12 protein-coding genes and 1 rRNA gene are annotated in these 14676 nt (G+C 70.0%); 8 read left to right on the top strand and 5 right to left on the bottom strand.

Features of this window, described 5'->3' with window-relative positions; genetic code table 11:
- Positions 1-151 precede the first annotated feature (151 nt).
- Positions 152-268: ribosomal RNA gene (gene rrf, locus ACH4S7_RS06860) — 5S ribosomal RNA — on the top strand.
- A 208-nt stretch (positions 269-476) separates the two neighbouring features.
- Here the strand turns inward: rrf and ACH4S7_RS06855 are convergent.
- The 5 genes from ACH4S7_RS06855 to ACH4S7_RS06835 are packed head-to-tail and all read right to left on the bottom strand — an operon-like array spanning position 477 to position 5884.
- Positions 477-1787 carry a DUF58 domain-containing protein gene (locus ACH4S7_RS06855; protein ID WP_398519970.1) on the bottom strand — a complete coding sequence of 437 codons (1311 nt, stop codon included), beginning with the start codon at positions 1785-1787 and terminating at the stop codon, positions 477-479.
- Between the two features lie 9 nt (positions 1788-1796).
- A complete protein-coding gene (locus ACH4S7_RS06850) occupies positions 1797-2780 on the bottom strand; it encodes an AAA family ATPase (RefSeq protein ID WP_398519969.1) in 984 nt (327 codons plus the stop codon).
- Positions 2777-3973, bottom strand: a complete 1197-nt coding sequence (locus tag ACH4S7_RS06845) for a DUF4350 domain-containing protein (RefSeq protein ID WP_398519968.1) — start codon at positions 3971-3973, stop codon at positions 2777-2779. The genes ACH4S7_RS06850 and ACH4S7_RS06845 overlap by 4 nt, the downstream gene beginning before the upstream one ends.
- Positions 3970-4662, bottom strand: coding sequence for a DUF4129 domain-containing protein (locus ACH4S7_RS06840; protein WP_398519967.1), 693 nt, complete (start codon positions 4660-4662; stop codon positions 3970-3972). The genes ACH4S7_RS06845 and ACH4S7_RS06840 overlap by 4 nt, the downstream gene beginning before the upstream one ends.
- 4 nt (positions 4663-4666) lie before the next feature.
- Positions 4667-5884: a glycerophosphoryl diester phosphodiesterase membrane domain-containing protein gene (locus ACH4S7_RS06835; RefSeq protein WP_398519966.1), complete on the bottom strand. Its 1218-nt coding sequence runs from the start codon at positions 5882-5884 to the stop codon at positions 4667-4669.
- Positions 5885-6066: 182 nt separating this feature from the next.
- Between ACH4S7_RS06835 and mtnA the strand changes: the two genes are divergently transcribed.
- The 7 genes from mtnA (at position 6067) to ACH4S7_RS06800 (ending at position 14609) form a co-directional block, all read left to right on the top strand.
- Entirely contained in the window at positions 6067-7206 is a 1140-nt protein-coding gene (mtnA, locus tag ACH4S7_RS06830; protein WP_398519965.1) for an S-methyl-5-thioribose-1-phosphate isomerase, read from the top strand.
- 4 nt (positions 7207-7210) lie between these two features.
- Positions 7211-7900, top strand: a complete 690-nt coding sequence (mtrA, locus tag ACH4S7_RS06825) for a two-component system response regulator MtrA (protein WP_016438163.1) — start codon at positions 7211-7213, stop codon at positions 7898-7900.
- Position 7901: 1 nt separating this feature from the next.
- Positions 7902-9899, top strand: coding sequence for an MtrAB system histidine kinase MtrB (gene mtrB / locus ACH4S7_RS06820; RefSeq protein ID WP_398519964.1), 1998 nt, complete (start codon positions 7902-7904; stop codon positions 9897-9899).
- Positions 9889-11736 (top strand): LpqB family beta-propeller domain-containing protein, encoded by a 1848-nt coding sequence (locus tag ACH4S7_RS06815; protein WP_398519963.1) that lies wholly within the window; start codon positions 9889-9891, stop codon positions 11734-11736. The genes mtrB and ACH4S7_RS06815 overlap by 11 nt, the downstream gene beginning before the upstream one ends.
- 149 nt (positions 11737-11885) lie before the next feature.
- The gene (locus tag ACH4S7_RS06810) at positions 11886-12605 is read left to right on the top strand and encodes a ComF family protein (protein ID WP_398519962.1); all 720 of its coding nucleotides are present in this window, start codon (positions 11886-11888) and stop codon (positions 12603-12605) included.
- 336 nt (positions 12606-12941) lie between these two features.
- A complete protein-coding gene (hpf, locus tag ACH4S7_RS06805) occupies positions 12942-13637 on the top strand; it encodes a ribosome hibernation-promoting factor, HPF/YfiA family (RefSeq protein ID WP_398520061.1) in 696 nt (231 codons plus the stop codon).
- 219 nt (positions 13638-13856) lie between these two features.
- Positions 13857-14609 (top strand): response regulator, encoded by a 753-nt coding sequence (locus ACH4S7_RS06800; protein ID WP_398519961.1) that lies wholly within the window; start codon positions 13857-13859, stop codon positions 14607-14609.
- Positions 14610-14676 lie beyond the last annotated feature (67 nt).

Here is a 14676-nt window from a genome sequence, read left to right as displayed (position 1 = left end):
GGTTGATAGGCCAGATCTGGAAGGCGGGTAACCGCTGGAGGTGACTGGTACTAATAGGCCGAGGGCTTGTCCTCAGTTGCTCGCGTCCACTGTGTTGGTTCTGAAACCATGAACAACCCCTTTATTGCTGGTTGATATAGTTTCATAGTGTTTCGGTGGTTATAGCGTTAGGGAAACGCCCGGTTACATTTCGAACCCGGAAGCTAAGCCTTTCAGCGCCGATGGTACTGCAGGGGGGACCCTGTGGGAGAGTAGGACGCCGCCGAACAATTTTTAGCCTCAGTCTTCCCGGACCTTTTATGGTCTGGGAAGACTGAGGCATTTTTGCGTTGTGCCCTCTTTACGGGCACGGGCGCGGGCGTGCGGGGTGGTGGGTGTTTGTTGGGGTGGGGTCGTGTGCCGGGTGGGCGCGGGGCCCCTTTCGCATATCCGGGGGCGGTTGAATTCGGGAGCCTTCTCAGTGGCGACCGGTACTCCTAGAGCCGGCCAGCGGCTTTCAGAGCGAGATAGGTATCGGCGAGGGCCGGTGCGAGGCTTTCGGGAGGCGCGTCCACAACGGTGACACCGTGACGCCGCAATTGTTCGGTGGTGCGTCGGCGCTCTGCCTGGGTCCGTGTGGCGGCAGCGGCCCGGTACACGGTCTCGACATCGCCCCGTGCAGTGGCCATTTCCTGAATGCTCGGATCGGCGACCGAGGCGACGATCACCGTGTGCCGCTGTGTGAGCTGGGGGAGCACGGGGAGAAGCCCCTCCTCGATCGCCGCTGCGTCGAGACTCGTGAACAGCACGACCAGCGAACGGCGCGGGGCGCTGCTGAGGACGGCGGCGCTCAGGCCCCGCGCGTCGGTCTCGACGAGCTCGGGCTCCAGTGGGGCAAGGGCGTTCACCATGGCGGGCAGGAGTTCGCCGGCCGAGCGACCCTGGACCTGGGCGCGAACGCGACGGTCGTACGCGAGAAGGTCCACCCGGTCGCCCGCCCGGGAGGCAAGGGCGGTGAGCAGGAGTGCCGCGTCCATGGAGGCGTCGAGGCGGGGAACGTCCCCGATCCGGCCGGCTGAGGTGCGGCCGGTGTCCAGGACGACGAGGATGTGCCGGTCACGCTCGGGGCGCCAGGTGCGTACGGCGACGGTGTGCCGCCTAGCGGTGGCGCGCCAGTCGATGGAGCGGGTGTCATCGCCGGGGACGTAGTCCCGGAGGCTGTCGAACTCGGTTCCCTGGCCTCGCATGACGACGCTGGTTCGGCCGTCCAGCTCCCGTAGGCGGGCCAGTCGCGAGGGCAGGTGCTTGCGACTGGTGAACGGGGGGAGCACCCGGACCGTCCAGGGGACCTTGTGGTTGCCCTGGCGGGCGGCCAGGCCCAGTGGCCCGAACGAGCGGACGGTGATGTGCTCAGCGTGGCGGTCGCCGCGGCGAGTGGGGCGCAGGGAGGTGGTGACCCGACGGCGTTCACTGGCTGGGACGTTCAGGGTGTGCCGGGACGCGGCCTGCTCGGTGCCGGAGATCCAGCCGCTGGGCGGCCAGGCGTCACGCAGCCGGGCGCGCAAGACGCGGGTGGAGGGGTTGGTGACGGTGAGATATACGTCAGCCCGGTCACCCAGTCGAACTGATGTATCACCACTTCGGGTGAATCGGAGCGATCGCACTGGCGCGGCCAGGGCGTAGTCGCACAAGATTGCTAGTGAGAGAGGCGCGTTGACAGCGAGCATCCCCGTCCAGCTCGGGGCGAGGATGCCGACGGGGAGAGAGCCGAGAGCGGCGATGAGCGCGGCTCGTCCGGTGAGGGCCATGGTGCCGCCTCAGCGGGGGACGGGGACGTGGCCGAGGATCGCGGTGATGACGGAGTCGGCGGTGACTCCCTCCATCTCCGCCTCGGGCCGGAGCTGGATCCGATGGCGAAGGGTGGGCAGGGCCAGTGCCTTCACATCGTCGGGGATCACATAGTCACGGCCGGTGAGCCAGGCCCATGCGCGTGCGGTGGCGAGCAGAGCGGTTGCGCCTCGGGGGGACACACCGAGGGCGAGTGAGGGGGATTCACGCGTGGCACGACAGATATCGACGACATAGCCGGTGATCTCGGCATCCACCGACGTCTTCGCGACGGCGTCACGGGCGGCGTCCAGGTCGGCGCTACCGGCCACGGGACGTACGCCGGCGGCCTGGAGGTCGCGTGGGTTGAAGCCCTCGGCATGACGGGTCAGGACGCTGATCTCGTCCTCCCGGGACGGCAGCGGGACCGTCAGCTTGAGGAGGAAGCGGTCCAGTTGCGCTTCGGGGAGAGGGTAGGTGCCCTCGTACTCGACGGGATTCTGGGTCGCCACGACGAGGAACGGGTCGGGGAGTCGGCGAGGTGTGCCGTCGACCGTGACTTGGCGTTCCTCCATCGCTTCCAGGAGTGAGGACTGGGTTTTGGGGGGCGTGCGGTTGATTTCGTCGGCGAGCAGCAGATTGGTGAAGACCGGCCCGGGCTGGAAGGAGAACTCGGCGGTGCGGGTGTCGTAGACGAGTGAGCCGGTGACATCGCTGGGCATCAGGTCGGGGGTGAACTGGATGCGCTTCGTATCGAGTTCGAGAGACGCCGCGAGAGTGCGGACCAGGAGGGTCTTGGCGACTCCCGGCACGCCTTCGAGGAGGACGTGGCCGCGGCAGAGCAGGGCCACGACGAGTCCGGTGACAGCGGAATCCTGGCCGACGACGGCCTTGGCGATCTCGGTGCGCAGGGCCTCCAAGGAGGCGCGGGCACGGTCCGAGTTCTCGGCTGTCTCGGGGGTCGCGGCGCTCATGCGGTGCGTACCTCTCTTTCGAGGGCGTCGAGTTGATCTGTCAGATGGACGAGTGCGGTGTCGTCGGCGGGCGCCGGGCCGAAGAGGAGGGCGGCGAGATCCCGGTCGTCGGTGGTGATGCGGGCGGCGATGGCGGGGAGCAGGGTGTCCGGGGAGTGCGCGTGTGTAGGGGCGACCCGGAGGAGGCGGGCCAGCCGGATGCGGGTTGCCGAGCGGAGTGCGTCGGCGGCGCGGTCGCGGGCGTTCGCCTTGTGGTAGAGGCGGGCGCGCCCCTCGGTGGACTCGGAGGCGCGGACGGTCACGGGGAGCCGTTCGGTGACGAGGGGGCCGAGTCGGCGTGCGCGCCAGACGGCCGCCAGGGCGGCGGCGACGGTGAGTTGCAGGGTGCCCCAGAGCCAACCGGAAGGGATCAGTTCGAGAAATGTGGACCGAGTGTCGCCGTCCGCGCTGTCCGGGGCGGCGGAGCCGTCCGAGAGTGAGGGGAGGTACCAGACCAGATGCGGTCGGGAGCCGAGGAGTTGCAGGGCGAGCGACGCGTTGCCGTGCTTGTCCAAGCGCTGGTTGTAGAGGATGTCGGGTGCGCCGAGCAGGATGGTGTCGCCGTTTCCGGGTGCTCCGGTCCTGACCAAGGTGGGCAGGCCGTCGCTCGGGTAACAGGTCTGCGCGCCAGGTGTGTTGACGGAGTATCGGTCGCCGCCGAGCTCCGCGTCGCCGGCTCTGTTGGCCGCGGGCAGGGAGCACTGGGGGGTGCGGGCGGATACGGAGGTGCTGCGCTCCGCCTGGACGCCCGGTGCGAGGGTGCCGACGGAGGCGGTACCGGCCGAGACGAGGATCGTGCGGCCGCTCGAGGAGTCCGCCGCGGCGCGGAGGGTCCGCTGCTGGGTCTCGGTCAGCAGGTCGGGGTTGGCGACGAGCAGGGTGGTGTCGGGTCCGGCGGCGGTGGTGGCCTGGTCGAGAGTGGTGACGACGCGAGAGGAGACGCCCTGGCTCGTGAGGAGTTCGGCGACGGCGCGGCTGCCCAGGGGGTCGGCGGAGCGCGGGTCGAGACGGCCGTGCTCGGCGCCGGATCGCAGGGCGGCTATGGCGATTCCTGCCACGACGATGATGGTGAGCGCCAGCAGCAGTCCGCGGGCGCGGGTCCACACCTGGCAGCCGGTGCGGGACATGGACGTGGGGGTGGCGGCGCCGGTCACTCGGCCGCTCCCGGGGACGTCGACGTCAGTCGGGGCTTGGCGCGGTCCAGCGCGAGGTCCAGGTCCCGGAGTCGCAGATACGCCCGCTGGTCGGCGGTGCGGCCCCCATATGTGACGTCATCGAACTGCCGTGCTGCGGAGTGGAGTCCGGAGCTGTGGTCGGGGAGGGCGCGGGCGCCTTCGGCGGCGGCCTCGTCGGCGGTGCGGCCGGGGCGCGGGTCGAGGATGGCTCGTTCCTCCAGGGAGCGGACGACGGCGCGCATCCGTTCCTGGACGGCCTGGTTCCAGCGTCCGGCCGTGGCGTGCGCGTCGGCGGCGGCGCGGTGTTCGGCCGCGCTGCGGGGGATGTCGTCGAAGAGGGAGTCCGTCGTGCGGGGGGTGGCACGAGGGGGACCGAGCCGCCACCGGAGGGCGGCGGCGAGGCCGATGACGGCCAGGATGATCACGAGGATTCCGAGCAGGCCACCAGGTGCGGCGCCGGACGCGGCGGAGAGGAGATCGCCGACCCAGTCCCAGAAGCGGTCGATCGCCCGTTGGAGGAGGTTCGGCTCGTTCTCGTGGTACATCGGTTTGGACAGCTCCCGCTCCGCCGCCTCGCGGGCGGGGACACGAGGGGTGTCCACCGGGACGTCGCCGCCCGCGGCGCGGACCTGTGGCGTCGTGGGCGGCACACCCCCCGTGCTGAGCACCTCATCAGCTCCTGAGGCCGTCGCCGGGCGGCTCGGAGCCGTAGCCGGGGAGGCCGGCGGCTCGGGCGAGTTCGAGGTCCAGGGCTTCGCGTCGGATGCGCTGGTCGATGTAGAGGAGGACGGTCACGCCCGCCGAGACCGGGTAGGTGATCGCGGCGGCGATCACCGAACCGATGCCCGTGATGATCAGGAAGGGCCAGCCGAAGTCGGGGGTCCTCCCGCGGAGGAGGTCACCGAGCCCGTTGCCGTCAGCGGCGATGCCGATCAGGTTGAACGGCACGGCGATGATCATCGTGACGAGCAGGGTCAGCACGAGCGTCAGCAGGAGGATGCCGAACGTCCGCCACCAGGCACCCTGGACCAGCTTGGCCGAGCGGCGCAGGGCCGGAACGATGTTCTGCCGCTCCAGCATCAGCGCGGGCGAGGCGAGCGCGAACCGCACCATCAGCCAGGCGATGACGGGGAGGGCGGCGACGCCGGCGAGTATGGCGAGGGCCGCTCCCGCGTCTCCGCCCAGCAACAGACCGGGCAGTATCGCCACGGTCATCACTGCCGCGGCCATGAGCGGCAGCAGCAGTGTCAGGCCGAGGAGTTGGAGCAGTCGGGGGCGGGCCTCCCGCCAGGCGTCGTTGAGCGTCACCGGCTGGCCCAGCACGGACCGGCTGATGACCACGGTGAGCAGTGCCGTGGTGAAGAGCGTGGCGATCAGGGTGATGAGCATGGCCGGGGCCAGGGCCACCATGCTGGACTGCAACGAGTCGACGGACTGCCGCAGGGCTTCGGCCGGATCGGCGTCCGGGTCGATCTCCTTAGGGTCCGGCAGCAGGAAGCGCTCGACCAGGATGTTGAAGATCTGTGCGATCACGGAGACGGTGATGGTGATGCCCAACACCGTGCGCCAGTGGGCGCGCAGGGTGGAGACCGCGCCGTCGAGGATCTCGCCGACGCCGAGGGGCCGGAGGGGGATGACCCCGGGTTTGGCGGCGGGCGGCGGGCCCCAGCCACCGTAGGGCGGCCGGCCGCCCCAACCGGGCGGCGGGGTGGGAGCACCGTAATGGTGGGGACCGGACGGTGCGGACCACTGCCCGGCGGGGGGTTGCTCGCTGGACCACTTCGAGGCGGGACCGGTCTCGTCGGCGGGCTCCGCGGGGCGGGGCACGCCGCCGTTCTGCCCGTCGGAGTGAGCGGATCCGGGCGAGGCCCAGCCCGGAGTGTCGTTCACGGTCGTCCACCTCATGGGTCGGTTGCGGGGTCGACTCGGCGAGCCGACATCTGCGTGGAGCCTGACCGTGTGTGCGTTCGGCCGGCTGGCAGCCATCGTGTCACGCGTGGTCCGTTGGTGGGCGGGGGCCCGTGTACCGTCCGCGCCTTCATTGTCGGTGGTTCAGCGGGCAGACTGGGCGAATGGCTGATCAGTACGCGCGAAACACTGTCCGCGACGAGTCGCCCGGGATTCCCTCGCTGCGCTGGGACGAGCCCCCGGAGGGGCCTGTTCTGGTGCTCCTCGACCAGACCAAACTGCCCGCCGAGGAGGTCGAACTGGTCTGTACCGATGTGCCCGCGCTGGTGCAGGCGATCCGGACGCTCGCCGTGCGGGGCGCACCCCTGCTGGGTATCGCCGGGGCCTACGGTGTGGCGCTCGCCGCCGCGCGGGGCTACGACGTGGAGGAGGCGGCCTCGCTGCTGGAGCGGTCGCGACCCACCGCGGTGAATCTGGGGTACGGAGTACGCCGGGCGGTCGCCGCGTACCGGGCGGTGGCGGAGCAGGGGCCGGAGGTGGCGGCACGGGCCGCGCTGGTGGCCGCGAAGGAGCTACATCGGCAGGACGCCGAGGCCAGTGTGCGGATGGCGGGACACGGGCTCGCCCTGCTCGACGAGCTGTTCCCCGGCGGTGGCCATCGGATTCTCACCCACTGCAACACCGGGGCTCTGGTGTCGGGCGGCGAGGGCACCGCCTTCGCCGTCGCGCTCGGCGCGCACCGTGCCGGTCGGCTGCGGCGGCTGTGGGTGGACGAGACGCGACCGCTGCTGCAAGGGGCCCGTCTCACTGCCTACGAGGCGGCGCGGAACGGCATGGCGTACACGCTGCTCACGGACAACGCCGCGGGGTCGCTGTTCGCCGCGGGAGAGGTTGATGCGGTACTGATAGGCGCCGACCGTATCGCCGCGGACGGTTCCGTGGCGAACAAGGTGGGGAGCTATCCGCTCGCCGTGCTGGCCAAGTACCACCATGTTCCGTTCATCGTGGTCGCACCGACGACCACGATCGATCCGGACACCCCGGACGGGGCGTCGATCGAGGTGGAACAGCGGGCCGGACACGAGGTCACCGAGGTGGCCGCGCCGCGGCCAGCGGTCGAGGGAGGGACGGGGGGAGGGCTTGCGGTCGCACCGTTGGGGACGCAGGCGTACAACCCGGCTTTCGATGTCACACCGCCCGAGCTGGTGACGGCGATCGTCACCGAGGAGGGCACGTTGGCCCCGGTCACCGGGGCCGGAATCGAAGAGCTGTGTGCCAGGTCACGCCAGGTAACGATTAGCTAATGGGATGATGTCGTTTATGAAGGGACGAGTCCTTGTCGTCGACGACGACACCGCACTGGCCGAGATGCTCGGGATTGTGCTGCGTGGTGAAGGTTTCGAGCCGTCGTTCGTAGCGGACGGTGACAAGGCGCTTGCCGCTTTCCGTGAGTCCAAGCCGGATCTGGTTCTGCTGGACCTCATGCTTCCCGGACGGGACGGCATCGAGGTGTGCAGGCTGATCAGGGCGGAGTCGGGCGTGCCGATCGTCATGCTCACCGCCAAGAGCGACACCGTGGATGTGGTGGTCGGCCTGGAGTCCGGGGCTGATGACTACATCGTCAAACCGTTCAAGCCCAAAGAACTGGTCGCCCGAATCCGGGCGCGACTGAGGAGGTCGGAGGAGCCGGCGCCGGAGCAGCTGGCCATCGGGGATCTGGTCATTGACGTGGCCGGACACTCGGTGAAGCGCGAGGGGCAGTCCATCGCGCTGACCCCCTTGGAGTTCGACCTGCTGGTCGCACTCGCGCGCAAGCCCTGGCAGGTCTTCACCCGTGAGGTCCTGCTGGAGCAGGTATGGGGCTATCGGCACGCCGCGGACACGCGGCTGGTGAATGTGCACGTCCAGCGGCTGCGTTCCAAGGTCGAGAAGGACCCTGAGCGCCCGGAGATCGTGGTGACCGTCCGTGGTGTCGGTTACAAGGCCGGGCCGAGCTGACATGCCCCTCGGCAGCGTTGCTCCGAAGCCCGGGGAGCCGGGAGTCCGTACGGGGCGGGCTGCCGGTCCGGTGCACGGGCCGACACGGTTCGGTCGTCTGCTGCGTGGCGGACGGCCGGGCCGGGGCGGTGAGCCCGGACGTCTGATGGTTCGGTTGGTCATGCGTTGGGTCCGCCGCCCGCTGCTGCCCGCCGTGCGGCTCTGGCGGCGGAACATCCAGCTCCGGATCGTGGTGACCACTCTGCTGATGTCACTCGGCGTCGTGGTGCTGCTCGGCTTCGTCGTCGTCGGGCAGGTCCGCAATGGGCTGCTGGACGCCAAGGCGAAGGCGGCGCAGAGCCAGGCGGCCGGTGGCTTCGCCGTGGCGCGGGAGCAGGCCAATGCCCCGGTCGGCCCCCGTGGTCAGGACGGGGCGGGCGCGGACGGACAGACCGCGACGAGTTCCTGGCGGTCCGATCTCGTGGAGCAGCTCGCCAGTGGCGGGCAGGGCGCGTTCAACGTGGTGGCCCTGAGCGCCGACTCGCTGGACGCGGTCCCCAACCGTGGCCCCCGGGCCTCGGGCAGTGTCGATGTCAGCTCCATCCCCGAGGACCTGCGGGCCGCCGTCGGGCAGGGTGCGGGGACGTATGAGACGTACATCCGGATCACCTACAAGAACCACGAGCGCGAGCCGGAGCCCGGTCTGGTCGTCGGCACGCGCCTCAATGACATCGACGGCAACCCCTACGAGCTGTACTACCTCTTCCCGCTGACGCAGGAGGAGCAGTCGCTCGGTCTGGTGCGGGGCACGCTCGCCACGGCCGGGCTCTTCCTGGTCGTGCTGCTCGGAGCCATCGCCTGGCTGGTGGTGCGGCAGATCGTCACTCCTGTGCGCATGGCCGCGGGCATCGCCGAGCGACTCTCCGCCGGGCGGCTCCAGGAGCGGATGAAGGTCACCGGTGAGGACGATATCGCCAGACTCGGTGAAGCCTTCAACAAGATGGCGCAGAACCTCCAGCTCAAGATCCAGCAGTTGGAAGAGCTGTCGCGGATGCAGCGCCGCTTCGTCTCCGACGTCTCCCACGAGCTGCGCACACCGCTGACGACGGTGCGGATGGCGGCGGACGTCATCCATGAGGCGCGGGTCGACTTCGACCCCATCACGGCGCGCTCGGCCGAGCTGCTCGGGGACCAACTCGACCGGTTTGAGTCGCTGCTCGCCGATCTGCTGGAGATCAGCCGTTTCGACGCGGGAGCGGCGGCCTTGGAGGCCGAGCCGATAGACCTCCGTGAGGTCGTCCGGCGAGTGATCGGCGGTGCGGAACCGTTGGCCGAGCGGAAGGGTTCCCGGATACGGGTGATCGGCGACGAGCAGCCCGTTGTGGCCGAGGCCGACGCCCGTCGGGTGGAGCGCGTCCTGCGGAATCTGGTCGTCAACGCCGTCGAGCACGGCGAGGGCCGGGACGTCGTGGTGCGGATGGCGGTCGCGGGCGGAGCCGTCGCGGTCGCCGTACGGGACTACGGAGTAGGTCTGAAGCCGGGGGAGGCGACCCGGGTGTTCAACCGCTTCTGGCGGGCCGACCCTGCGCGGGCGCGGACCACCGGGGGCACCGGCCTCGGTCTGTCCATCGCTGTCGAGGACGCCCGGTTGCACGGCGGCTGGCTCCAGGCGTGGGGCGAGCCGGGCGGCGGTTCGCAGTTCCGGCTGACCCTGCCGCGGACGGCGGACGAGCCGCTGCGCGGTTCGCCGATACCGCTGGAGCCCGAGGACTCGCGGCAGAACCGGGACCGCGTCCGGACGGACGTGGAACCGAAGGCGCACGGCCGGCTGCTCGCCTCCGTCCCCGCGCAGCAGGCGGCGCACCGTTCGCCGCTCCCGCCCCGGGCGACCGCGCCGGGGGTCGACCCGGCGGCGCTGCCCGGCAGCGGGTCCCGCGTGGTGGCGTGCCCCGTGGGAGAACGCCCGGACGACGCCGTACCGACACCCCCGGACCGGGAGGACACGACTCGTGGACGCTGACGCCCGCCGTAGACCCCGTCGGGACGCGCTGCGTCTCAGCGCGCTGCTGATGAGCGGCGGTGTGCTGCTCGCCGGGTGTGCGTCGATGCCCGACAGCGGTGACGTACGAGCCGTCAAGGCGTCCCCCCGGGCGGACTCCCAGGTACGGGTGTACGCGGTGCAGCCCCGGCCCGGCGCGGACCCGGGCGAGATCGTCGCGGGCTTCCTGGAGGCGATCACCAGCGACGACGCCAACTTCGTCATCGCGAAGACCTATCTGACGCCGGAGACGGCGAAGACCTGGCGCCCCGAGGCGGGTACGACGGTCCTGGAGGCGGCACCCGACCGGGGGGCGTCGACGCGCGGGGACTCGGACAATCCTGGCATGGACTATCTGCTGATCGGTAAGCAGATCGCGCGGGTCGACTCCCAGCACGCCTACCAGGCGATCACGCCCACCGACTACCGCAGCACCATCCACCTGTCCCAACAGAACGGCCCGGACGGCAAGGAATGGCGCATCGACAAGCTGCCCGAGGGGCTGGTCCTCGGTGCGTCCGACTTCGAGCGCAACTACCGCCCGGTGAACAAGTACTACTTCGCGGCCGGCCGCAACCACGTGGTGGCCGACCCGATCTTCATCAGGCAGCGGATGGATCCCATCACCCGGATGGACCCCGTCACCCAGTCGGTCAAGGCGTTGCTCGACGGGCCGACCAACTGGTTGAAGCCGGTGGTCGAGTCGCCCTTCCCGAAGGGGACGGCGCTGCGGAAGGGCGTCACATCCCTCACGTTCGACGACCGGAACGTGTTGAAGGTGCCGCTCAATGACAAGGCGTCCAACGTCGGCCAGACCCAGTGCGACCGGATGGCCGCGCAGATCCTGTTCACCCTGAAGGACCTGTCCGCCACCCGGGTCGAGCAGGTGGAGCTCCAGCGGTCGGACAACAGCCAGCTCTGTGTGCGCAGCAGCGGCACTGAGGAGGGGTACGCACCGGACCACGCCCTCGGCGGTACGGGCAAGCAGTACTTCATCGACCACGACAAGAGCCGGCTCGCCGTGCTGCCCGACGACGCGAAGAACACGCCGGCGTATGTGCCGGGACCGTTCGGTACGGGGCAGGTGCCGATGAGCAAGGTCGCGGTCGCCCGCGACGAGCGCAGGGCCGCCGCGGTCTCCAAGGACTCGCGCCGGCTCCATGTGGCGTCGATCGACTCCGAGGGTGAGCCGGCCACCACGGTGGTGCAGAGCCGGGGGAAGACCGAGTCCACCCGTCTCTCGGCGCCGAGCTGGGACCGTAACCAGGACCTGTGGATCGCCGACCGGGACCCCGCGCACCCGGCGCTGCTGCGGCTGGCGAACGGCGGGGGCCCGGCCCAGAAGGTCGAGATCGTCGAGGGGCTCGACGGTGCCCGGATCGACACGCTGCGGGTGTCGGCGGACGGTGCCCGGATCGCGCTGCTGCTGGAGAAGGACGGCCGGACGGCCCTGAAGATCGGCAGGGTGGAGCGCCGGGGGCCCAAGGACAATCCCGTGGTGTCCATCGCCGATCTGCTCTCCGTGGCTCCCCAGATGGAGACGGTGACCGCCGTCTCCTGGGCCGGCCCCAGTCGGCTGGTGGTGGTGGCCAAGGAGTCCGGAGGAGTACAGCAGGTGCTCTATCTGCAGACGGACGGCTCGACCTCTGCCACCAGCGTGCTGCCGGGGCTCAACGGGGTGACCGCCGTCGCCGCGTCGAACGAGGAGAACCGGCCGCTGGTGGCGCACTCCGAGGGCGACGGCATCGTACGGCTGCCCGCCGGCGCGGGCTGGCAGACGGTCGTCCCCAAGGGTTCGTCGCCGATCTATCCGGGCTGACACCCGGTGCCGTCCGACCCTTGCCGACCAGCGCGGACATTCCGTTTCGCACCGAAGGCCCGGCACTGTGTGCCGGGCCTTCGGCATCGGATCCGGTGAGTTTTCCACAGGGGTGGCGGCACTTCGGGACCCTTGGCACAGTGGTGTTCATGCGCGGGTGGTGGCAGGAGATCGCGGGCCTGGTGCTGCCGGCCGCGTGTGGCGGCTGTGGCGTTCCCCGGACGCCGCTCTGTGAAGGATGTGCGCGGGAGCTGTACGGCTCCGCCGCTCGCCGGGCGCGGCCCGTCCCCACGCTCCCGGGCCTGCCGGAGGTCTTCGCGTCGGCTCCGTACGCCGACGCGGTGCGGGCCGTGCTGCTCGCCCACAAGGAGCGGGGTGCGCTGGGCCTGGCTCGGCCGCTGGGGATCGCGCTCGCGGGCGCGGTGCGCGCGGTGGTGCCGAGGACCGCCGAGGGGCCGGTGCTGCTCGTGCCGGTGCCGTCGGCCCGGCGCGCGGTGCGGGCGCGCGGACAGGACGCGACCAGACGGATGGCCCTGGCCGCGGCGGCTGAGCTACGCCGTACGGGGTGCCAGGCGCGGCTGCTCCCGGTGCTGCGGCAGCGGCGGGAGGTGGCCGACCAGTCGGCTCTCACGGCCCCAGAGAGGGCGGCGAACATGGCCGGGGCCCTGGTGGTCGCCCCCGGCGCCGGACGGCTGCTGACGGGCGCCAGGACGGTCCTGGTGGACGATCTCATGACGACGGGCGCCACCCTCGCAGAGGCGTCCCGTGCCCTCCGCGCGGCCTCGGAAGAGCGCTTTAGCGGATTAATCCCGCCCCGGGCGGCGGTTGTCGCGGTACCGCCGATGTCTTTCGAAATAAATCGGAACTGACGGGGAAGGCGGAACGTTGCAGCCAGTAAGAGACAGAAACCCTCCGAACGGAGGTACGCGCTGGTAGCGGGTGCCGCCACCCGCCCGATGGAGCTATGTTCGGTTGTGAGGATCCGCGAATGCGGATGCAGTACCTCACCGAATGCACCGCCGTGCTTCGGCCCGGATTCGGGCAGCGGAAAACCTCGAAATTGGTGGGGTGGGGATCTTGTCCTCTGGGGAGGAGGAGGTGAAAGTCGCCTAAGTCCGAGACTCCGGCACTCACCGGAGTCTGGTGCAAGAGGGAGACGCTCCGCAGCTATGAGCGGGCGGAGCAATCCGGGAACGGAGTTCTGCGTGGACATCGTCGTCAAGGGCCGCAAGACCGAGGTGCCGGAGCGGTTCCGCAAGCACGTGGCCGAGAAGCTGAAGCTGGACAAGATCCAGAAGCTCGACGCCAAGGTGATCAGCCTGGATGTCGAGGTGTCCAAGGAGCACAACCCGCGGCAGGCGGACCGTTCCGACCGCGTGGAGATCACACTTCACTCCAGGGGCCCGGTGATCCGGGCGGAGGCCGCGGCCGGTGACCCGTACGCCGCACTCGACCTTGCCACCGGCAAGCTCGAAGCGCGGCTGCGCAAGCAGCACGACAAGCGATACGACCGCCGCGGCAGCGGACGTCTGTCCGCGGCCGAGGTGCCCGATGTCGTCCCCGGTGTGGCCGAGTTGGACGGCGACGGCAACCTCCTGGTCGACGAGGAGCCGGAGAACGCCCCTCCGACCACCACCAAGGTCGGCTCGCTCGAAGTCCAGGGCGATGGGCCGCTGGTGGTGCGCGAGAAGATCCACACCGCCGCGCCGATGTCCCTCGACCAGGCGCTCTACGAGATGGAACTCGTCGGGCACGACTTCTACCTCTTCGTCGAGTCCGAGACGAAGCAGCCCAGTGTCGTCTACCGACGGCACGCCTATGACTATGGCGTCATCCACCTGGAGACCGACCCGCTGGCCGGGACCGAGGGTGGCGGCGCGGGAGGCGCGCTCGGCGGCTGACCCCCAGGCCGGGGTCACACCCAGGATGCGTGGGAGCGGTGGTGCCCCCTGGAGCGCCCTGTGCGCCCGGCGGGGGCATCACCGTGCCACCCGAGGATCACCGTTCTGCCGCCGGAGCATGAAAGCATGGCGTCCTAGGCCAACCGGTGCGCCATGCACGGGTGTTGGCGAACCTGAATGAATATGCCCTTCAGGTCACTGCCTTCAGGGGGAGGAACGATGGCGGACAGCTTCGGGCCGGTGCACGACGGCACGGCCGACGCCGGAGGCGGAGTCGCCGAGGCCCGTACGGCGACCGGCGGCTCCCGTGCCGAACCGATTCGGGTCCTCGTGGTGGATGACCACGCCCTCTTCCGCCGCGGGCTGGAGATCGTCCTCTTTCAGGAGGAGGACATCCAGGTCGTCGGCGAGGCGGGCGACGGCGCCGAGGCGGTGGACAAGGCCGCCGACCTGCTCCCCGACATCGTGCTGATGGATGTGCGGATGCCCCGGCGCGGTGGCATCGAGGCATGTACCTCCATCAAGGAGGTGGCCCCCAGCGCGAAGATCATCATGTTGACGATCAGCGACGAGGAGGCCGACCTCTACGATGCGATCAAGGCGGGGGCCACCGGCTACCTCCTCAAGGAGATCTCCACCGACGAGGTGGCCACGGCCATCCGCGCGGTTGCCGACGGGCAGTCGCAGATCAGTCCGTCGATGGCGTCCAAACTCCTCACCGAGTTCAAATCGATGATCCAGCGCACCGACGAGCGCCGGCTCGTGCCCGCGCCCCGGCTTACCGACCGGGAGCTGGAAGTGCTCAAACTCGTCGCCACGGGCATGAACAACCGCGATATCGCCAAGCAGCTGTTCATCTCCGAGAACACCGTGAAGAACCACGTCCGCAACATCCTGGAGAAATTGCAGCTCCACTCCCGGATGGAAGCCGTGGTCTACGCCATGCGGGAGAAGATCCTGGAGATCCGCTAGCGGGACCGCCCCCGGCCACGCCGTCGCGGCACGCCCCCTCGGCCCCCCGCCCGCGGGCGGGGGGCCG

The sequence above is a fragment of the Streptomyces sp. NPDC020965 genome, from assembly GCF_044333555.1.
In the GTDB taxonomy this organism is placed as follows: Bacteria; Actinomycetota; Actinomycetes; order Streptomycetales; family Streptomycetaceae; genus Streptomyces.
Note: the sequence above shows the minus strand (reverse complement) of the source record. Positions and strands in the feature narration are given on the sequence as shown.

Excerpts from the sequence above, each read along its gene's own strand:
- mtrB (WP_398519964.1), top strand. The coding sequence starts at position 7,902 with ATGCCCCTCGGCAGCGTTGCTCCGAAGCCCGGGGAGCCGGGAGTCCGT.
- ACH4S7_RS06800 (WP_398519961.1), top strand. The coding sequence starts at position 13,857 with ATGGCGGACAGCTTCGGGCCGGTGCACGACGGCACGGCCGACGCCGGA.
- mtnA (WP_398519965.1), top strand. The coding sequence starts at position 6,067 with ATGGCTGATCAGTACGCGCGAAACACTGTCCGCGACGAGTCGCCCGGG.
- ACH4S7_RS06855 (WP_398519970.1), bottom strand. The coding sequence starts at position 1,787 with ATGGCCCTCACCGGACGAGCCGCGCTCATCGCCGCTCTCGGCTCTCTC.
- ACH4S7_RS06810 (WP_398519962.1), top strand. The coding sequence starts at position 11,886 with ATGCGCGGGTGGTGGCAGGAGATCGCGGGCCTGGTGCTGCCGGCCGCG.
- ACH4S7_RS06850 (WP_398519969.1), bottom strand. The coding sequence starts at position 2,780 with ATGAGCGCCGCGACCCCCGAGACAGCCGAGAACTCGGACCGTGCCCGC.
- mtrA (WP_016438163.1), top strand. The coding sequence starts at position 7,211 with ATGATGTCGTTTATGAAGGGACGAGTCCTTGTCGTCGACGACGACACC.